Genomic DNA, 19,817 nt, shown 5'->3' on the forward strand with positions numbered 1-19,817 from the left:
CGTCGCGATGGAAATTGTGGGGCGCCACCTCGTGCCAAATCGCCCAGCAATGCCCCGGCGGTAGGTGAAGAATGCCGAGGATCCCCGAGCAGAGGTTCTCGAGCAGCGCCGATGGCGGCGAATCGAGAGGTGAATAGATATGAAGGACAGGCACCTGAACCTCACCCACCAACCGTGACACACGCGCTTCGCAACAAAGGCCCCCGTCCCCGCTCAGTGATTAACGGCCGGCTTGCGCGCAACCGCAAGCAACGTCCTCACCGGAATCAGGAATTCGGCTTGATCTACCGCGAAATCAATCCCCAAGGCGTTCAACGTCGCCGCGGGGGCCGACGCAAGCTGCGCACGGATAGCCTGTTCCGCCTCAGGGCCAGAGGCTGCAATTTCGCACCAGCGCTGTATGCTGACACCTTTCGGACTCTCTCGAAGATGCGTCTCGAAGGTCAGGATCTCCAGATCGGCGCCCGCCAGGGTATCTCGCCAGGCCAGCGGCGTGTGGCTTCGGACGTGCGTTGGATCGTGCAAAACTTCCAGCCGATGGTTGAATTCGTCAAGGTCGGAATCGTCGTAGCCATGCAGGTCGATAACTGCGACATGCCCCCCGGCCGAACCAGCCTCGCCATCTCCCGCACCGACGCTTGCAGGTTCGGAAAATGATGCGGTGCAAGCCGGGAAACCGCGACGTCGAATTCGCCGGATCGCAGCGAGACAGAATCGCTCATGGCCAGCACAGTTTCGACCTGGATTGCCTTCTCGTTCGCAAGTCTCTGGAAGGCCCCCAGCATGGTCGGGGCACCATCGACTCCCACGATGCGTTTCGCGCGACCTGCAAACGACAGAGCAAGATGGCCAGCGCCGCAGGCTATGTCGACAACCGACGCGCCGGCCGGCAGGTCGAGCAATTCATGCAATCGCCTGATGGAATGACTGCTCGAATGGACCTCGCTTGTCGCAAAGTTTGTCGACAGTTTGTCGAAGCGCTGGGTTGCCAAAGACGTCATCGTCGATCTCTCCTATTGCGCGGCCGGGGCAGACGGCGGAAAAGCGGATTGCTTCGTTAGGTCGACGATGACATCCAACGTGTCATCGTCAGGCGCGTGGGCACCAGGCCGCGCGAGCATGTGTCCGACCCCTTCGATGATGCGGGTGGTAACGACGGTTCTCGGCCGAACGATCAATTGCTGCGCCGACCGAGGTCCATACGTGTCCGGACCGACGACTTCGCTCAGTTCACCGTCACTGTTACAATATCCGACCAGATCCCGCGCGCCGTAGAGGAAGTCGATTCGCTCGACCGGCGGCATAACAACGCTGGGTTCTTCGATCACACATCCAAGCAGAACAGCCGCGCAGATATTGAGCGAGGTCGGGCGTCTTAGAACGTCAACAATCGAAAGTGCGCCGAGCGACACGCCGAGTAGAATGAGCGGAGATGATCGTGCCGCAATCGCCTCGTGTTCCAAGATCTCGGACAACCGCCGCGTCCGGTTCGCCCGGCGCGCCGTTATCGACACACCTCCGCGCGGTCGATCGGACTCGACATCAAATCGAACCGTAATCATTCCGGAGGAAACGAGCCTGCCGGCCAGCCGCTCGTACAATTCGGATTCGAAGCCGCCCTGATCCATCGGCCCGACATTTCCGGATGGTACAATCAAGACGCGGCCGATCTCGGATCCCGATATCGGTACGAACTCATGAATGCGAATTGCTTCCGGGTTCATCGTTCTCTGCGTTTGCAACATGAGTAGGCAGCCTCTTAGCGCCGGCAGACGGCGGCGACGACACCGCCGATACGGCCGTGGATATGCGTCGTAATGATCTCCTCGTGGAGGGTTTCACCATCAAGCGTCGGCTTCAGGTACTCCGACGACCCATTGACCGGCTCGAGCAGTCCCTTTGCCATGAGGTCTTCGATCACGCCGGCATAGGGCTCATCGGACAACAGATTCACGCCATAGATCCGGGCAAACCGCTGCACGGAGATCGGCTGGTTTGACTTGAAGGCGAACCCAAGCGCCGTCGCGACGGCTTCCGCGCCGGTCAGGCGCCTGCCGGACGCGAGCGGTGCGGTGCTCTGAGATTCCACATGGCGCGCATGGGCGGAGATGTCGGCGATGTTGCGGGTCTGGATAGGATCCGGCCGAATACCCGCGAGCCAGCCATAGGAGCCGGGACCGAATCCGATCATCGTGTCGTAATTCTGCCACTTGTTGCGCGACACCTGTGGGATGTTGCCGTCAGGATAAGATCCTGGCGCACTCCACCAGCCGCAGGGGCTGGGTTCATAGTTTGCATCGAGCAGGACATCCACCATCGCTTCGCGCATCGCGTAGGTGGTTTCAAGCGTCGGGAACAGATTCTGGTCGTGCAGACGTTGGCGGATCTTGTCGTTGTTCCAGGCGGCTTGATTTCCGATCCCCATTTTGTGCCTATCCGCATTTCGCAGGCAGTAGATCGTAATGGTGGGCACGCCCATAGATACCAGAAGGCTCACGTCATCCCGTACGGAATCGGCTGTATGATAAGGGAGGCCGAACATCAGATCGGCGTTGAAGGGCCGACCGCCCATGGACAGTTTTTCGATGGACTTCAGCGACATTTGTCGGTCGTGCCCCCGACCAGCGAAGGCGTTGACCTTGCTGTCGAGCGACTGGAGGCCGACGCTGAACCGGTTGAAGCCGATCTCGATTGCATCACTGACTTCGTCGGCGAGGAAGTTGTCCGGATTGCCTTCCAACGTCGCCTCGCATCCCGGTATGACGGAATAGTTGTCTTGCACATGCCGCATGATCCGCGCCAGGTGCCTGGGTCTGAGCAGCGATGCGGTGCCGCCCCCCAGAAACAGCGACTCAACGCGAGCCGCTGACAACCACGGCGCTCCCCGCAGATATCGTTGCGATTCCTCAATCAGCAAGCCGGTCCAATGATCGAGGGCATCATCGAGCTTCGCGCCGGTCGGGGCCTGCCGCTTGACGTAGTTACAGAACCGGCAAACGTAGCTGCACAGGGGCAAATGGAAATAAAGATGGACTGGCTTCTGCGCGCCATCATGTGTCGCGATCTGCTGCCAAGTCTCTGATGCAGTCAGCGTCGCACCGAAGTTGGCCGTGACATTGATGTTGTAGATGTCTTGATCTATGCGCAATTCGGGGTGTAGCGCCAGCAGAGCACCTGGATTTGTGATGCGCGATCGCGGCGGAGCCGACCTCACCAGCGGAGTAGCAGTCGGTGCATGCATGATCTTTCTCCGGATTGTAATCCCGGCCACCGGTGGCGGCCGGGATCGGCTTCTTAGGCCTTGGTTGCGGAGGCGGCCCCGACAAGCGCAAGGGTGATCCCGTCGTTGCTTGGGGTAAGGCGGGCGACGTGCCGATTGCCGCTTTTGAGCGACGGCAGAGGCGGCGCCGACGGTTGCCAGCGATACTCCGTCTTGCGCCAGATCGAGGCCGTTGCCGGGACTCGCGCTGATCTCGATGCCGTCAACTGGCAACAGCTGTCGGCCAATGGCTTTCGTGCTCATGGTTCGATGTCTCCTTTCATTGCAGCCCGCCAAACCATATCGGCGCGGGGCGGGCGACCGGTGCCGATCTCAGGCGACGGTATGCTCCGCTCGATGTGGTCGGGACGGCGCCATCGTGAGCCGGACACCCGCCTTTCGTCTCTCTTCCCAGAAGGCGCCCGCACGCAGCATGAACAGGCGAAGGTATTCGGTCGCGCCGCATCCCTTTTGATTCCGGGAGACATTTTGCGCGAGTGGCGGACACCGAAACTGACACCAGATTCCGGCATTGTGGACAGGACATTCCTGACATCCATTGTGATCGTCGAACGTGATGCGCCTGAATTCGTCAAAACCATTGGCCCATATCTCGGCGAACGGCTGATCGACGACGCTGCCGGCCCTGTAGAGCCCGCCGCTCATGCAGTTACTGCAGGGAAACACATCGCACGCTGTTGACGTAGACGAGCGAACGTCCGCACTTCTCCTGCCCGGTCGCGCGCTCGAGCCTCTGGCAGAATTTGATCGTATCGACACTGCGGACGGCCACCGCCGATGCTACGCCCCCGACTTCCTCCGCCTCCGGCGCGGCCGAGTAGCGGTCCATGCACCGACGATACACCTCGAACACCTCGTCGATCTGATCCGGCTGGAGAAGAATGCCTGGGTGCAGAAGAGCCCGGCCGACCGGGCGTGTTTCAAGCCATTGCGGCCGCGGATAGTCGTTGATCGCGCACCATTCAAAGATCTCCTCCGCGTCAGCTACATTGTTGCGATGGACGGAGATCGCAGTTCGAAAGGCGTGACCGTGCGTTTTCATCCATTCGAAGGCGCTTCGGAGCTTCGGAAAATCCATCTTACCGCGAACTGTTCGCTCAGGGTCCGCGGTGTCGAAGCTGATGAAGAAGGAGGTCCCAGGGGTTATGCGCGCCAGGGCTTCTTCCGTGATCAGAAGACCATTGGTGAAGATTTGCGTGCTGAACGGCTTAGTTCGGGCATAGTTTATGATTTCGATTGCGTCCGGGTGGGCGAAAATCTCGCCACCGGTGAGAAACACCTGCAATACGCCGGATTCCGCAAACTGATCCAGCAGACCGATGATCTTTTCGGTCGTCATTTCGTTGGGTCGCTTCGGACCCGACCACGTATAGCAATGCTTGCAGCGCAGATTGCAAAGGTTGGTGAGCTCGATGAAGGCAATGGCCGGCGCGGTCAAATGGAATTGCTCGAGCCGGACCAGAGGAGACGAGAGGATGTTGTCGTCAATGTCCGGCAACTTGGCGTCGCCCGCGCGGGCGGCTTCGAGTAGAGGGAGCGCCGCTGGATGAAGGAATTCGACCCGTCCATCCGGCAAGAGCGCAACAATGCCGCCCTCATTTTGCTGATAGGGGGTGTTCATCGCGCCACCCGCAATGGCTGGATGGTCCGCGAGATTGCAGGTGCGTATCCGCGCAAATCCGCTGTCAGGCCGATGCTTCTGGAAGCCATGTGTCAGTCCTCCGTCAACCAGAACGTAGGCGGCGACACTCACCGGGGAATCTCAGGCTGATCTCCAGCCAATCACCGGAGCAATTTGCACCAGAGTTCGTGTTGGTTGGACGGCATTTGGATCGCAGCCACTCGCACCGCGGGCGCTATTAAGGGACTCGCATGTCCAGCGGATCGCATCTCCATCCCCAGCCAAACGGTCAACGCAAGTCCTAGTCACAAATGCGTTCCTACTTCTCGAGCCGCGCAGAACAGCTCATAGATGTCGCTCTCGCGATCACCGACGTGAACGCATCGTCCTGGATCGCCCAGCAGCCCCGTGGATTGCTGGACATTGTCCAGCCACCGAATGCTCTCCTTCTTCTCGATGGGAACGCGCGTCGGATTGATTGTTTTCTTAAGCGCGGCGGTCCCCTTGAATTTCTTCCGGGTCCAGAATTTGACCGCCGTCAGTCCAAGCGGCAGCCCTTCGGTCGTCACCGCCAGGCTCGAGTGCATCAGGATGCCGCAAACCGTGTGCGATCTCAGGCCGCCCGCCTTGTCCCGGCCGCTGTTTGTGCTTTTGGTGATCCCGATCGCGTCCGAGCTCTCTCTGATAGCTGAATTCGGTCGTATCATGGAGCACTAGAACAGGACCGTCGGTGCCAATCGTGCGCTCCCGCGTCGATTGAAAGTGGCCGGCCAGAATGTCCGCCTCACTGACCCGGTCGTTGGAGAAAACACGATACGCAGCCTTGGTATTGGCCCAGTCCTGGCACACCAGCGGAATGCTTTCACCCATCGCGCTCCCGATCTGCGCTACCAGTTTGCGGAGCCGCTTGTTCAGGCGCTCGTCGGCAAGGCTGCAGCCAGCGAGCTCGCGATCAAACCATGCGTCGGCTTCTTCGTCCATTGGCACCGCCCCCTGCGAATCGGTGCCAGACAAGGAATCCGGTCGATTCCTGCGATGCAATGGTTTGTGCGCTCCCTCAGCCCGTTCGGCCAAATGTGGGTAATTGAAAGCGTCACCGGACGCGTACGCTCATAATGGTCTCGTTGCTGGTTCAAGTCCAGCCGGGCTCACCACTAACTTGGTAAAATGTGCGGACACCGAAAGAGTGACTCGATTCCTCTAAACGCGCCAAAAAACGGACTCGTCGTGTTCCAAGTAAACCCTACATGCGGATTCCGACGAAGTCGCCCAGGCGTACCGATATGAAGTCGCCCGTGGATTCCGAGACGATGTCGCCCACCTTTCCGATTTGATCTCGCCCAGCGGCGAGGCGTGCTGGCCGGCTGGTTCTCTGGCATCGGTCAAGCCGCGCGGTCAATCTGGAATCGCGACTTCAACCTTTTTTCTTCTTCTGCGGTTGCTGTGATGGGGTGGACGCCCCCTCGACGGCATCGATGTGCCAAAGTGAAGGGTGTTGAACAACCATCACCAGAGAGGAAGCGTCCATGAACGAAGTTAGCACGATTGGACTAGATTTAGCGAAGTATGTCTTTCAGGCCCATGGAGCGGATGCCGCCGGCAAGGTCGTTTTTCGCAAACAGCTGCGCCGGAATAAGCTGCTGGCATTCTTTGCCGAGCAGCCGGCTTGCCTCGTGGCGATCGAAGCCTGCTCGGGCGCGCATTACTGGGCTCGTGAGATCGGCAAGCTCGGCCATGAAGTGCGGCTGATCCCACCGGCTTATGAAGCCCTTCGTGAAGCGGCAGAAGAACGACATGGCCGATGCAGCGGCGATCTGTGAAGCGGCGCAGAGACCGACGAGTGAAGAGCAGCAAGCGAGCGCGGTGGTGTTTCGGACCCGCGACCTGCTGATCCGGCAGCGGACCCAGGCGATCAATGCTTTGCGTGGTCATCTCGCCGAATACGGGGTGATTATGGCAAAGGGCACGGCCTATGTCGCAGAGCTTGTCGAGCGCGCAATGGATCCAAAAACCGACGTGCCCGAAGCGGCACGGTTCGTACTCGAGATATTGATCAAGACGATGTTGACGCTGGAAATGCAGATCAAGAAACTCGACAGCGAGATCACCCATCGCGCCCGAAAAGAAGAAGATGCCCGCCGTTTGATGACAATCCCAGGCGTAGGACCAATGACGGCGACGGCTTTGCTTGCTTGGCGAACAGCGGGCGGTCGAGACCGCGCGGGGTGCGATAGTCGATGTCCTCGACGCATGCCTGCTGGCGCAGCTTGGCGTAGCGCAGGCGAGTGGCGAGCCATTTTGTCGTGCCGCAGCGAGGCTTCACGTTCGAGCAGCAGAGCAAGCCATTCGGCGTGACCGAGGCTGCCAGCCTCACCGGCGGCTTCAATGTCGGCGAAGGCCTTGGCCATGCCGTGGAGGCCGAGGGCGTTGAGGCGGTCGAGGGTCGGATGGGTGAGCAAGGGACGGTCTCCTAATTGTAGTAGCGCGGTCCGCGGATGTTGGCATGCAGGATCGACGCATCGTCCGCGGAGCGCTGGTGAGCGGGACGCCGATCGAGATTGTTGGCGAGGATCGACTTGACCGAGCCATAGGTGCGCGCGCCGATGTCGATCGCCCGCGCAGCCGCCGCGTCCAGCCGTTCGCGCCCATAGGAGGCGGCGAGCCTGAGGATGGCGAGGCAGGCGCGGAAGCCTTGTTCGGGGTGCGAGCGCTCGTCGAGAATGAGGTCGCACAATGCGCTGGTTGCCGGCCCGATCGCGGCGGCGTCCTGACGGATACGCCCGATAGTCCAGCCGGCGTAGCGCCGATGGCTGGAGGCCATGTGCTCCGGCACGGTGGTGTGCTTGTGATTGCCACTCATGCGCTGATGCGCGGCAATCCGCTCGCCCTTGTGGAAGATCTCGACGGTGCGGGCGGTGAACCGCACCTCGACCTCGGCACGCGCGAAGCGATGCGGAACGCTGTAATAATGCTTCTCCACCTCGACGTGGTAGTCGAGGCTGACGCGGCGGATCCGCCACTCGGCGAGCAGGTAGGGGCTCGCCGGCAACGGCTTGAGCGCCGGCCGGTCGATCTCCTCGAGCAGCCGGCGGCGCGTCACGCCGAGCCGCCGGATCGGCCGCTCCTCGTTGAGCCTGGTGAGCAACTCGCCGATCGCTGCATTGACCTCGGCGAGGCTGTAGAAGACGCGGTGGCGCAGGCGGCCGAGCAGCCAGCGCTCGATAATGAGGACGGCCTGCTCGACCTTGGCCTTGTCGCGCGGCTTGCGAGGTCGCGCCGGCAAGACGGCCGTGCCGTAATGCGCGGCCATCTCCGCATAGGTGCGATTGATCTGCGGGTCGTGGAGGCTCGCCTTGATGACTGCGACTTTGGTGTTGTCAGGCACCAAGAGCGCCGGGACGCCGCCGATCGCCGCGAAGGCGCCAACATGGGCGCTGATCCAGTCGGCGAGTCCCTGCGTCCACGTCGCCTGCGCGGAGGTGAAGCTCGAGGCGCCGAGCACGGCGACGAAGATCTGCCCCGTCCTCCGCTCGCCGGTGAGGCGGTCGACTACCACCGGCACGCCGTCGCCCGCGTAGTCGACGAACAGCTTGTCGCCGGCCGCGTGCGCCTGGCGCATCGTCACCGACAGGCGTCCCTCCCAGGCGCGGTAAAGCTCGCATAAGCGCGAGTACCGGTATCCGCCGGGCTCGGCGCCGATGTACTCCTCCCACAGGATCGACAGCGTCACATGCTTGCGCTTGAGCTGCGGTGCACCGCCGCCCAGTCGGGCTCGGCGATGCGGCGATGACCCTGCCGGTTACCGTTGCCGGTCTTGGCGAACAGGCGGGCCTCCAGGGCCGCGTCCGTGAGTTCGTCGGGCAACGGCCAGCTCAGGCCTGCGGCCTCGAATCGCCGGATGGTCAGCCGCACTGTCGAGGGCGCCGCGCCCATCCGCCGAGCAATCTCGCGGCTCGGCAGCCCAGCCGCCTTCATCCTGATCACATCGCGCACACGGCGCATCGCAAGCCTCTCCGTCGGCATCCAGGGTCCCCCTTCGCAAAACCGAAAGGTTGACCCTATGGGAGCCAGAAGAGGTCTCGTCACCCCGGGTTCGCCCTTGCGAGACCCGGGCGACATCATCCCGGAATGGTGGGTGACATCATCTCGGAACGGGTGGGCGACTTCAAATCGGAATGGTGGGCGAGATCATCTCGGAATCCTGGGCGACATCGATCGGAATCCGCAACCCTACAAGCACGCCACTCGAATCGGTTGGCTCCTCCGTGGGTCCTCTAGAAGCGCGCGTATGCGCGCTGCGATCTTCCGTGCCTCCTCAGGCCCGGGTTCGAGCTTCACGCAATCGAGGATGCTGAGCAGCGCCTGGGCCTCCTCAGCATTAAACGTCGCGACTTGTCGATCTGCCAGGCTCAAAGATTGATCGGCCGCCCGGGCCTGATTGGCTGCAAGCACCGCAAGCGCCTGCGAGCGTAGGGAGGTGGCGTGTCGCTCCAACGTGTGCATTCCGTTTGGACCTGCAAGGTGGCGTCGCAAGCGATGGTGGCCAGCCCGTCCTCGAAGACTGAGGCTGACCACCTTTGCTCCCGAGAGGCTGAAATTCTCAAGATGCTACCAATTTGTATTCTGAGAACAGTTGGAGAGCACCTACCAGCACGAGGGGGTTGCCGCATCCCGCGTGCCTGTATAAAATGCTCGGCCTGTAACTGTTCGAGCTGGCTCCGCTCATAGGAGTAACGCCTTGCCAAGGACCGAAGTGGCAATCCAAGCATTCACGGACTACGTCCGTAGGCCAAGCCATACACCGGCAGAAGACACGTACGGCCCACAGCGAACTAAAGAACAGCTGGCCGATTGGCGATCCCGGGTTGAAGTTATCCGCTCAAAAATGGACGCGGTGGCGGATTGCCCGATTTCGACCTTATCCGAATTCGAGGCGCTCAGACGCGAGATGGGGACAGATTTTCCCGCAACGCCACCCGCTTTACTTAACCGTGTAGCGGACGCATTTTTACACCGTGGTTCGGCGGATGCCCGACCCTCAATCAGGACGGAGCCGGATGATGCCTAGCACATTCTCGCTGCACAAGATCGACGAAGCGATACGCGACCTCGAAGAAAAAGTTGCTCTCGGTGCAGAAATCAGCCGCGAGGAGCTCGCGAGCAGCATTCTGCGGATTACGAAGCGTCTTCGAGATGAACTCGAAGCGGCGGTCACGGTAGTCGATAGCCTCAAGGATCACACCGGACTCACGGTGGCAGCCGCGCGACCTAAACAGCGGGAACGTTAGCGGCAACTTGACTCGACGCTTGGAAGTGGACCAATAAAGTGCTGTCCCTGCCACTCGCTAGTGACTTCTACGCAGCCAGCCTCAGCGACGAAAGAAGCTGACGGGGATACATCATCCCGACGAATGCCCTAGCGCAACTACCAGGATAGGGCGGTGACTTGGCGATCAGTCCCGGATCGTAGGCAGCACGGGCGCGGCGCGCTGGCGAAAGTCTCACAGGCATCCCACCCGAGAACCGGCTGGTACGGGGATGTCCCGGGTTCTGTTGAATTTCTGAAGAGGTCGGCGTTGCTCACCTTGAGCCGGTAGGCTCGGGGTGCTGATTCCACAAAGGAGAGCAACGCCATGACGAGAGATATCACACCGGCTGGTTCGCCGGCCACTGGGGCTGTGGACGAAGCGTTTGCGGAAGTGCGGGCGAGCTTTGATCGGTTCTGCCTTGCGGCGGGGATCGAGGCGCTCGGCACGATGATGGAGGCGGACGTGACGGCGGCCTGCGGGCCGCGCCACGGTCGCGATGCGGCGCGGCGGGCGCACCGTTGGGGCCGAACGCGCGGACGGATGGGTTTCCACGGCGGCAAGATCGAGGTCGAGCGCCCGCGGGTCCGGGGCGTGGACGGCCGCGAGGTCACGATCCCGAGCTGGGAAACGGCGGCGCAGGAGGACTGGCACGGTCGCTGGGCGATGAACCTGATGCTGATCAATGTGTCGACGCGCCGGTTCGGCCGCGCTGTCCGGCTGCCCGAGGGTGACGTGCCGGCACCGCCCGGATCGGGGGTTTCGAAGTCGGCGGCCTCGCGGAGGTTCGTAGCGCTGTCGCGGCGCGGCTGGCCGACTTCATGGCTGCCGATCTGTCCGCGCTCGACCTTCTGGTGGTCCAAATCGACGGGCTGCATCTCGGCGACGATCTCGTGCTGGTCGCCGCGATCGGGGTTGACGGCGAAGGCAACAAGCATCCGCTGGCGCTGGTGGAAGGGGCGACCGAGAATGCCGCAACGGTTCAGGCCCTGCTGGGCAACCTGGTCTCGCGCGGGCTCGACCCGACGGTGCCAAGACTGTTCATCGCCGACGGCGCGAAGGCGTTGTCGAAGGCGATCCTCCGCACCTTCGGTTCGGCCGCTGCGATCCAGCGCTGCCAGATCCACAAGGCGCGCCACATCATGGAACGCCTGCCGAAACAGCATCATGCGGCCACCCGTCGGGCGCTGCGCCAGGCCTGGGAGCTCGATGATACCGACAAGGCCGAAAAATTGATCCGCAATCCCGCGCGTCGACTCGACCAGCAATGGCCCGGCGTAGCGGCCAGCATCCTCGAAGGCCTCGACGAAATCCTGACCGTCGTCCGGTTGAAGTTGCCGAAGGAGCTTCGTCGATCGCTCGCCTGTACCAACATCGCCGAGAACATGATGGGCACCATTCGCCGCGTCACGCGCAACGTCAAACGCTGGCGGGATGCCGGTATGGCCTTGCGATGGGTCGCGGCCGGCATGATCGAGGCCAACAAGGGCTTCCGACGATTGAAGGCGCATAAGCAATTGTCGGTTCTGCGTGCGGCTCTTCAAGCTCGCCACAATCGCATGACGATCAACCCCGTTGCCCACGTCACGAGGGCCGCGTAACATTCATTCCGGCAACGTCGATCCGACCTAGTTCAACAGCGATCGGGACATCCCCGGCTGGTACACCGCGACGCTCATTGGAACGAGGGCCCGAAATCACCATCGGCCCCTTTGGCCAGTGCCCACGGCAGTAACCAGCATTATTGAGGATTGGATTGAGGGCGTCATCATCTTAACCGACAACGATGAGAACCTGGAGGAGATTGCCGCGCTTCACTAGGGCAACGGGCCGACCTGTATGGCGCAACCTGACCGAAATCCCGCGGTGATAGTGGAGCGGGCGCCACTACGTCTTGGCTGACGCGCGGAATTTTTCAGCATTCTCCGCGGCCACAGCTAAGGATCGAGATAACTCACGTGCCTGCCCCGCCGTCACCTGGAGGTGAACGCCGACGACGCTCGCGATGGCAATGGAGATTTCACCATCTATCTGCTCAACTATGATGGCAGCCGACTTGTCGATCTCGATCTCGGCAATACGTCCAATGATAACATCCTGTTCATTCGCCATCACGACACGGCCTCGATTTGTGGTCGGTTCGGCTGGAGGTGCAGCGGCGGGACCCTATCCGTAGAATCGAATCAAAAGGCGGATAGCAAAGAACGCCCCCGCAGCTACCACTGCCGTCATGGCTATCGCGAAAGCTATTCTAGCGGCTTGGATGGTGATCTCTTGGCGTTAATTCGAGGGGGCGATCTTGGTGGGCAGATTCCCATGCTTCCGCCCCTTACGAGTGACGGTCGCGATGAGGCATTATCGCCGAAGGCGAACTGCGACGCACCTACCAAGATGGTGGGGTATTATGAAGATTTAACGGCCTTGCTGTGGCAATACCATCCGCTCAATCCTGCCTTTTGACATACTGAAGGAACACACCGGGAGGACAATTTGCCTTACACAATCGTCTTTACACAACACCTCCACCCCAGCCACTGACAGTCCTTTCTGCGGCGAGCGGCCACAGGCCTACCGTGGTATTTTGCACCATTGCCGCCATCTCCACCGTTGAGGCCAGCAGTGCCATTCAAGGCCCGGAAAGCTACGGGTCCAACCGCGAAATCGCGATCGGCCACAAACGGTAGTCCTCCGGAATTCCCTCAACCTGAGGATCGCTCTACAGAATTTATCGCGATGGTTATTGGGTTTCGGAATAATGTGGGAAGCGCCAACAAGAATAACGGAGAATGAGGGATATGAGCCTGGAGCGCCAGTACCGAGAGCTAAAGGATTTGCAAGAAAAGGTCCGTCAACGTGAAGGGAAGAATTGGTCCCGGCGGTCCCTCGAAAGGCAGTCGGTGTGGCGAGAGGTTCTTCTCTCAATTCCGGGACACATCACCTCCGAGCCATGCCTGGTGCGTGATCTATCCAGTAGAGGCGCTGGCATTCAGCTTAACGGACTCACGCTTCTGCCGACGGAGTTTTCGCTTTCTTTCGATGGGTTTCGCACCACCTCTCCTTGTCGCCTCACGTGGCGACAGGGAGACTTTATCGGGGTGGCGTTCCAAAACACGGACCGTTATTCAGCCCTCGTGAAGCCAAATACGAAGCCTGTTTTGCGGTAGTAGCGCCTTGCGTCAGCTTCCCGCACCGAGAAAATGAGTAGTTGCTAAATCGCGCAAATTGAGATGAATACGCCCACTGGCTGGAGGCAAAGCCCCAGAGGCCGACTATGCCAAGGACCATTCGTGAACAGCTCGAAGAAGTGGAGCGAGATATCACGCTTTACAATGAATTCGCAGAGGCTGAGAAAGCTCGCTTCAAACTTGAGTGTTTCCTTTGGACCGCGGAAGAACGCATCGAATGGCAGGAGACGCAGCGTTCGATTGCCGAGTACCTCAGGGAGCTCCACGACAAGCGCATCTTGCTTGATGAGCTTGAAGAATGACCTAGTGCTTCGCCGCCGTAGGCATACGATGAAGGCGCCAGATTGGCACATGCACGTGAGAGTCGGGCTTGCCAAAATACCTCCCGGCCCGGGGCGCGCGTACGCACGTCTTCCGCTAGGGGAACGAACACTGGTGCTACACAACACGGACAAAAGACACTCAAGTCGTCTTATGGGTCTTTCTGAAACACGCCTTGGCGACTGCTGGCGCAAATTGCGCTAATTAAGGCCGCATTCGCCCGATGAGCCACAGCTCGACTGCGGCTTTGTGCGTCCATTTCCGCGCCAATTTTCCTCGCGTCTTCTGGCCGATTTCTAGCTGGTTCGCAGCGCAGTCAAAGGCCGAAAGGGAAGGTGCGCAGTCCCGCGATCCCGGGCCGCCTCGGCTTTCCCAAAGTACCTTTGCAATCGATGGCCCTCGGCGGCCTCGCGCGGGTCAATCGACCCACGTCGCGCGCCATCCCTTGCGCTCGGCATCAGAGACCACGCGCTGCCGATCCCAGCCGAGCATGTAGCTGAGGATGGGGTGTGTTCGGATCACGCGGCTTGTCGGTCCTAGGACTACAGCAGCGTGGAAGTGCGGCGCATCGATCACGATCATCGGCCGTGCCCTTGTCGGCGCAGGTCTCGTCTAATCCGGCCAGCTCGATCTTGAGCGCTTGGTCCCGGTAGCCGAACGTACTGCACCGGCTGCGCTGGCTGTCGGCATTGAGACCATTGTCAGCAACTTGACGCCGGACGCCGCGACGAAGTGCCTGCAGAGCCCGCGAATTCACTTCGGCACGCGACTTGCTCTCTTTGCCGCATCATCACCAATCGCAGTGCGATGGTCTTCGGGACGGACTCGGCGCGCGTCGGTGTTAGCGTCTGGTCCGCCCCGACGGTTTTGCTGCGCGATAACTTAAGGGCGCTCGGTCGTGGACCGAGAAAATACAGGGACGTGTTGGATGCGATCTGGAGTTCTTCTTTTGGGAGCCACGACAATTGCGCTCGTCGCAACCGATGCAACGAATGCGGCAGACCTCGAGCCAGGAGTGAAACTGCCACCGGCGGCTATATTGGCGGGCACGTCGGCGGCGGCTACGGCCGCACCTCCTTCAGCAATCCCTACGGTCCGTCGATCTATGGCGATGTCGTCGATACCCCAGTGTTCCTCGCCGGTGGCCAGATCGGCTACAATTGGCAGAAGAACGGTTGGGTATTTGGTGTCGAACTGGATGCCAGCGGTGCTGTCTCCGACGGGACAAATACCTGCCTCGCCGCCTCCGGCTTTATTGTGAGCGCAAACTGCAAGGCAGGTCCCAACGTCTTTGCCACCGGGACCGGTCGCGTCGGTTACGCGTTTGGCGCGCTGGGCCACACGCCGGCCTATCTCAAGGGAGGCGTCGCTTGGCAAAACAACCGGGGCGACGTCGTCAACAACTTCGAAGGCGGGTCGCCACAGGAGAAAGCCCACTTCGACTATGGTCGCCTTGGCGCCACCATCGGGCTGGGCGTCGAGCAAGCGCTTACGCCTGCATGGTCGGTGAAAGCTGAGTATGACTATCTGCATTTCGGCGGACCGAGTGTCGCGACTCCTCCGACGGAGCAGAATCCGCCGTTCGCAATTCTTCCGGCGAACACAACGGGCCTCTCCAGCAACTATCACATCGGAAAGATCGGCTTGAACTACCTTTTGGCTCCGACCCATGGACGGCGCAATGGTCGGATGCGCCGCTGTACGCGAAAGCACCCGCCGGTGCGCCGATCCGGTGTAGCCGGTGTAGGCCGCAGGCTGGTTGGTTCATTCCCGTGCCAGCGCTGAGCAGCTTGGGGTTTTCTTTGTGGAACCTGACGAACTCGATCAGGTTTTCGATGCCAAAGTCGCAGAACGCCTGAACACCATCTTCGCCGACGCCATAGACCCACTGGCCGCTCTCTACACGGCTTTTGCGACATGCCGATTCAGACTCTCCGCGAATTATAGCCATCGGAGCACCTACCGGGAATCTGGCAGACTGAACAATCCGCCTCCAGCATTGGTCACGTCAAATGTCGTCCTTAAGTCAGGTCCTTGCGATCAGGGCTACCAAAAGTGGCAGGTGTCCCATATTGGAGATCGTGTTACCCTCTGAAGGTTGATTGAGCTGAGCCGCGAAACCAATCACAACGTTACAGTTCAGAGAGGAGACGTTCCAATGGCATCGAGCGTAGCTGAAGACGAGAAACGCCGTACACAGCAAGCGCCGCAAGTGACCCAGGCATCGGCTGCTGGGCCAGGTGGCGCCGCCGAGCACACTAAGCAGTCGACGGCAGCCACGCGCGCTTCATTCGTGTTTGCAGATTGGCAGAAGTCGATCGAAGCAACGACAAACTTCTTCGCGGCGGCTTTGAAAGACGGTTTGAGATTGACTGCTTCCTCTTTGCACGATCACGCCAATTTTCTAAAAGTCGTTGCTGAGGTCAAAACGCCCTCCGAGTTGCTGAAAAGCTATCTGGACTTGGCAGAGCGATCTTGGTCGAGATCGTTCAGTGAAGGCTCGAAGTTGTTGGATAATCTCAAGATACAACAACATCAGCGTTGAGCAGTCGAATCGTGTAGATCATATAAGCGACGACGAGCTTGGGGCAGTCGCCTAGTACTTTCCCAAGATCGTCTGATCGGCCAGTTCTGATGGCAATGCGCCTTCGGTAGAGCAAAGCATTTTCGAGCGGCCGGTCGTCAGCTCATTGTCGCCGTTTGCTGAAAACGGACGCGGGTGTAAGAGCAGGAAGGCCGTCCAGGCATTGGTGCCCGCAATTTGTATTATAAGGCCACGATCGGAGCAGCGACAGCATTGCTTATGTGCCGGTCCGCACCGTGGCTGCAGGCGCACCTTGAAAGAACTCGGAAGCCGCGAGCCAAAGGCCGCTGGCGGCGTGGGTTCCTTGGCATTAGCGCCTCGATTTCTGTCCTGGGCCAGCCATTAGGGATACGCTGAAGCGTTGTGGTGATCATGCGAATGATCGACGTTGTTCATATTCGCAGTCTGCAGCAGTGATGATCACCGCTTTTCATCCGCGAGCTCGCTGATTATGCCGCAAGCCGGATTATGCCGCATGAGCAGTCTTCTTCGCTTCGAGGCTGGCACCCGTTGGTCGCCACGTCGCTGCGCGGGGACCAGGTCGCCGCTGGCATGGCACTGACCAAGCGGCTAGTTCCGAACGACGCAACGCACGTGCCCGCGGCTGCTCGGCAGCTGTGGAGGGGCACCAGCGCAGCATAGCTGGCATAGGAGAGCCAACGGGTTCTTTCATAGCCGTCGGCGTAGACGGCGTTGATGGTCTCGGGCGTTAGATGGCGATGAAAGGCGGACGTTCTCCGTCGAGTCGCCACCGAGAAGTCGCCCCGCGGCGGGCGCACGCGGCAGCCTTCTCCCTTGCGTGTTTCATGCAGTGCGTTAGGACCCTAGCTTGCGTCGCTGTAATGGCCCATCAATGGGCACGCCGAGAGCCCGCGGCTGAACTCAGGATCCGATGAACTCCTAAAGCTTATCGATCACTATTTGCCTGGAGTTGCGGTTTCCGAAAGGATATCAATGACCTCGAGCTTGGCGTCATACTCCTCGTATGTGCCAAGCATGGGTTCGCCAAGTGCAATATTGTGCACGGGATCGACAATCGAGGGTGAGTCGTAAGTTAGGGAGATGGGTCCAGTAAATTGAACTTGATCGCCAAGCTCGTCGCGTCGCAACGTTCGCGCGGTGCACCATTTGACGAGCTGCGTTACTGCGCCCTTCCCGCGCTCATTGATGGGGGGCAAATGCCGAACCGAGTAGAAATACGTCCGCGCAGAAAACATCTGTTGCGAACTCGAGCTCATGCGCTGGTCCGGTTGAGCGGTAAGAGTCAGCAGGCGCTTGCCAGCTGGACGCTCGAGCGTACCCTGAATTAGGCCACCTTCTCTAATCAGAGTAATGTGCGCCAGCTTTTTTGGAGCACCAAGAACCTCTCGTCCCGAGGCAAGCGCTGCATCATTCGTTGTCACGTAAATGTAAGGAATGTAAAAGCCGGTCTCACCGCCGGGATCACGAACTTGAATTCCTGAATAGCACTCCAAGTACGGCCCCACAGTGCTTGAGGGATAGCTCGCGACCCCCACAACGGCGATAGCAGGGTTTGCTACGGGTACTAATCCCTTCGGTAGTAGAGAGGACACCTCGCTCCCCACGCTGAATACAAGGTTTATGGCTTGGCAGCCGAGAAACGCGCTGCCACGGTCTCTGCTCCCACGGTAGAGAGGCGCATCAAGAGGAATACCTTTTACCTCGGGCATCGCATTCCTCCTCGCTCTTGGAGTGTTTGGACGCAACTGTAGATTCAGCTAACTCATCTCAGCAACAGTGCTCGGTTTTTGAAGCATCCTGAAGAGACTGTGATGATGCAACCTCGATGATGCAACCTCCAATGCAGCTCGGTGATCCCTCGGCTCATAGAGCGCTGATCATGATCGTCTCGCCGACGACGCGTACAGTACTGCGCGCTGCACCTCAATTCTGTGGTGCAGAATGAGCTTGACGATCGTGCGTTCATTCCCGTGAAGTATGCTCACCGACGATGATGATAACTCGATAGGCCTCTCTATCTGTCGCATGCAACGTCGATGCCAAGCACCTCATTCGGTGTTAGAGGACTCGCTCGGATGAAGATGAGCTATGCGGGAAAGTGGGTGCTGACGGAATGAGATAGGCGGCGTATCGAGGCGGGTGTCGAGCCTGCCAGAACCTCTCGAGGAGAGCGATACGCCATGAACGATACTAGCAACATTGTCCCGCTTCGTCAGCCCGACGAGATCGATGATCCACTGACCAATATCCTGCGCGCCGGAGCGCGGCAGCTTCTTGCACAGGCCGTCGAGGTCGAAGTCGAGACATTTCTTGCCACGGTGAATGATTTGAAGCTTGCCGACGGACGCGCCCGTGTCGTGCGGCATGGTTACGGCCCGACGCGAACGATCCAGACTGGCGTCGGCCCGGTCGAGGTCGCGCGGGCGAAGGTTCGCGACCGTGGAGCGTCCAGCGAAGGCGAACGCATCCGGTTCAGCTCGGCAATCCTGCCGCTGTGGGCGCGGCGAACCAGAAGTCTGGATGCGCTGTTGCCAGTGCTCTATCTGCGCGGCATCTCGACCGGCGACTTCCAGGAGGCGCTGACGGCCCTGCTGGGCAAGGATGCGCCGAACCTGTCGCCGGCGGTGGTGTCCCGGCTGACGGCCGAGTGGCAGGGCGAGTACGAGCGCTGGCAGAGACGCGATCTGTCGGCGCGGCGATACGTGTACGTGTGGGCCGATGGGGTCTTCCTGCAGGCCCGCATGGAAGACCACGGCGAATGTATGCTGGTGCTGATCGGCGCGACGCCGGAAGGCAAGAAGGAACTGATCGGCTTCCAGGTCGGCGTCCGGGAGAGCGCGCAGAGCTGGCGCGAACTCCTGATCGACGTCAAACAGCGCGGATTGCAGATCGCGCCGGAAATTGCCGTCGGCGACGGCGCGCTCGGCTTCTGGAAGGCGCTCGACGAGGTCTTTCCCGGCACACGGCACCAGCGATGTTGGGTACACAAGACCGTCAACGTCCTGGACAAGGTCCCGCTCTCGGTGCAGGCCACCATGAAGAAGGATCTGCGCGAGGTCTATTGGGCGCCGAGCCGGGCGTCCGCCGAAGCGGCGATCGACGTCTTTGCCGAGAAATACTGCGCCAAATACGGCCGGGCGGTCGACTGCCTCGCCAAGGACCGCGACGCGCTGCTGGCCTTCTACGACTTCCCTGCCCAGCATTGGGATCATCTGCGCACGACCAACCCCATCGAAAGCGTGTTCGCGACTGTACGGCACAGAACCGTGCGGACGAAGGGCTCGTTGTCGCCGACCACCGCCAAGCTGATGGTGTTCAAGCTGGTGATCACCGCTTCAAAGACCTGGCGGCGGCTCAAAGGCACAAATCAGTTGCCCAAGGTCATCGCAGGTGTCAGATTCAACGACGGCATCGAGGTCATCCACGTGCCGGCAAACCACGCCGCCTGATCGCCTCATCACCCAAAATCCCGCATAGCTCCCGAGCAAGAAGCGAACGCGAAAAGGCGCTTTTATCGGTTCGCTTGGCTGGAGCTCCG

The 19,817-nt window shown here is 60.3% G+C and carries 16 protein-coding genes and 4 pseudogenes; 10 read left to right on the forward strand and 10 right to left on the reverse strand.

Features of this window, described 5'->3' with window-relative positions; all coding sequences use genetic code 11:
* Positions 1 to 443: 443 nt before the first annotated feature.
* From I6F20_RS14140 to I6F20_RS14165, 6 genes are all read right to left on the reverse strand, one after another.
* Entirely contained in the window at positions 444 to 1,001 is a 558-nt protein-coding gene (locus I6F20_RS14140; RefSeq protein ID WP_081493689.1) for a class I SAM-dependent methyltransferase, read from the reverse strand.
* A gap of 12 nt (positions 1,002 to 1,013) precedes the next feature.
* Positions 1,014 to 1,724 (reverse strand): alpha/beta fold hydrolase, encoded by a 711-nt coding sequence (locus I6F20_RS14145; RefSeq protein ID WP_225126629.1) that lies wholly within the window; start codon positions 1,722 to 1,724, stop codon positions 1,014 to 1,016.
* A gap of 35 nt (positions 1,725 to 1,759) precedes the next feature.
* Positions 1,760 to 3,241 (reverse strand): radical SAM protein, encoded by a 1,482-nt coding sequence (locus I6F20_RS14150; protein ID WP_225126669.1) that lies wholly within the window; start codon positions 3,239 to 3,241, stop codon positions 1,760 to 1,762.
* 351 nt (positions 3,242 to 3,592) lie between these two features.
* Positions 3,593 to 3,925: an SPASM domain-containing protein gene (locus tag I6F20_RS38365; RefSeq protein ID WP_369418084.1), complete on the reverse strand. Its 333-nt coding sequence runs from the start codon at positions 3,923 to 3,925 to the stop codon at positions 3,593 to 3,595.
* Between the two features lie 4 nt (positions 3,926 to 3,929).
* A complete protein-coding gene (locus I6F20_RS14160; RefSeq protein WP_202948374.1) occupies positions 3,930 to 5,033 on the reverse strand; it encodes a radical SAM protein in 1,104 nt (367 codons plus the stop codon).
* A gap of 354 nt (positions 5,034 to 5,387) precedes the next feature.
* Positions 5,388 to 5,882, reverse strand: a complete 495-nt coding sequence (locus I6F20_RS14165; protein WP_225126631.1) for an IS4/Tn5 family transposase DNA-binding protein — start codon at positions 5,880 to 5,882, stop codon at positions 5,388 to 5,390.
* 545 nt (positions 5,883 to 6,427) lie between these two features.
* Between I6F20_RS14165 and I6F20_RS14170 the strand changes: the two are divergent.
* Positions 6,428 to 7,151: pseudogene (locus I6F20_RS14170) on the forward strand (IS110 family RNA-guided transposase); the annotation flags it as partial.
* Here the strand turns inward: I6F20_RS14170 and I6F20_RS14175 are convergent.
* Positions 7,093 to 7,309: pseudogene (locus tag I6F20_RS14175) on the reverse strand (ATP-binding protein); the annotation flags it as partial. The pseudogenes I6F20_RS14170 and I6F20_RS14175 overlap by 59 nt on opposite strands.
* On the opposite strand from I6F20_RS14175, the gene I6F20_RS38160 reads away from it, so the two are divergent.
* The gene (locus I6F20_RS38160) at positions 7,253 to 7,375 is read left to right on the forward strand and encodes a hypothetical protein (protein WP_346275997.1); all 123 of its coding nucleotides are present in this window, start codon (positions 7,253 to 7,255) and stop codon (positions 7,373 to 7,375) included. The pseudogene I6F20_RS14175 and the gene I6F20_RS38160 sit on opposite strands and share 57 nt — an antisense overlap.
* Here the strand turns inward: I6F20_RS38160 and istA are convergent.
* A pseudogene (gene istA, locus I6F20_RS14180) lies at positions 7,372 to 8,903 on the reverse strand (IS21 family transposase). The gene I6F20_RS38160 and the pseudogene istA sit on opposite strands and share 4 nt — an antisense overlap.
* A gap of 1,058 nt (positions 8,904 to 9,961) precedes the next feature.
* Between istA and I6F20_RS14185 the strand changes: the two are divergent.
* From I6F20_RS14185 to I6F20_RS14200, 5 genes and pseudogenes are all read left to right on the forward strand, one after another.
* A complete protein-coding gene (locus I6F20_RS14185; protein ID WP_225126633.1) occupies positions 9,962 to 10,189 on the forward strand; it encodes a hypothetical protein in 228 nt (75 codons plus the stop codon).
* 345 nt (positions 10,190 to 10,534) lie between these two features.
* Positions 10,535 to 11,808, forward strand: a pseudogene (locus I6F20_RS14190) (IS256 family transposase).
* 382 nt (positions 11,809 to 12,190) lie between these two features.
* Positions 12,191 to 12,667: a hypothetical protein gene (locus tag I6F20_RS14195; RefSeq protein ID WP_225126635.1), complete on the forward strand. Its 477-nt coding sequence runs from the start codon at positions 12,191 to 12,193 to the stop codon at positions 12,665 to 12,667.
* 335 nt (positions 12,668 to 13,002) lie between these two features.
* Complete coding sequence (locus I6F20_RS38370) at positions 13,003 to 13,371, forward strand: PilZ domain-containing protein (RefSeq protein WP_369418512.1); 369 nt, start codon at positions 13,003 to 13,005, stop codon at positions 13,369 to 13,371.
* A gap of 107 nt (positions 13,372 to 13,478) precedes the next feature.
* Positions 13,479 to 13,694 carry a hypothetical protein gene (locus tag I6F20_RS14200; protein WP_036046582.1) on the forward strand — a complete coding sequence of 72 codons (216 nt, stop codon included), beginning with the start codon at positions 13,479 to 13,481 and terminating at the stop codon, positions 13,692 to 13,694.
* Positions 13,695 to 14,130: 436 nt separating this feature from the next.
* Here I6F20_RS14200 and I6F20_RS14205 read toward each other — a convergent pair whose 3' ends face one another.
* Positions 14,131 to 14,295: a hypothetical protein gene (locus tag I6F20_RS14205; protein ID WP_157785314.1), complete on the reverse strand. Its 165-nt coding sequence runs from the start codon at positions 14,293 to 14,295 to the stop codon at positions 14,131 to 14,133.
* Between the two features lie 339 nt (positions 14,296 to 14,634).
* Here I6F20_RS14205 and I6F20_RS14210 point away from each other — a divergent pair, with 339 nt between their 5' ends.
* Both I6F20_RS14210 and I6F20_RS14215 read left to right on the forward strand, forming a co-directional pair.
* Positions 14,635 to 15,498: an outer membrane protein gene (locus tag I6F20_RS14210; protein WP_225126637.1), complete on the forward strand. Its 864-nt coding sequence runs from the start codon at positions 14,635 to 14,637 to the stop codon at positions 15,496 to 15,498.
* Positions 15,499 to 15,871: 373 nt separating this feature from the next.
* Complete coding sequence (locus I6F20_RS14215) at positions 15,872 to 16,258, forward strand: hypothetical protein (protein WP_036046585.1); 387 nt, start codon at positions 15,872 to 15,874, stop codon at positions 16,256 to 16,258.
* A 956-nt stretch (positions 16,259 to 17,214) separates the two neighbouring features.
* On the opposite strand, the gene I6F20_RS14220 is transcribed toward I6F20_RS14215, so the two are convergent.
* Complete coding sequence (locus tag I6F20_RS14220) at positions 17,215 to 17,988, reverse strand: acetoacetate decarboxylase family protein (RefSeq protein ID WP_109146014.1); 774 nt, start codon at positions 17,986 to 17,988, stop codon at positions 17,215 to 17,217.
* Positions 17,989 to 18,459: 471 nt separating this feature from the next.
* Between I6F20_RS14220 and I6F20_RS14225 the strand changes: the two genes are divergently transcribed.
* A complete protein-coding gene (locus tag I6F20_RS14225) occupies positions 18,460 to 19,728 on the forward strand; it encodes an IS256 family transposase (protein WP_225126639.1) in 1,269 nt (422 codons plus the stop codon).
* The last annotated feature ends 89 nt before the right edge of the window (positions 19,729 to 19,817 follow it).

The organism is Bradyrhizobium sp. IC3123, assembly GCF_020193625.1.
GTDB classification, from domain to species: domain Bacteria; phylum Pseudomonadota; class Alphaproteobacteria; order Rhizobiales; family Xanthobacteraceae; genus Bradyrhizobium; species Bradyrhizobium yuanmingense.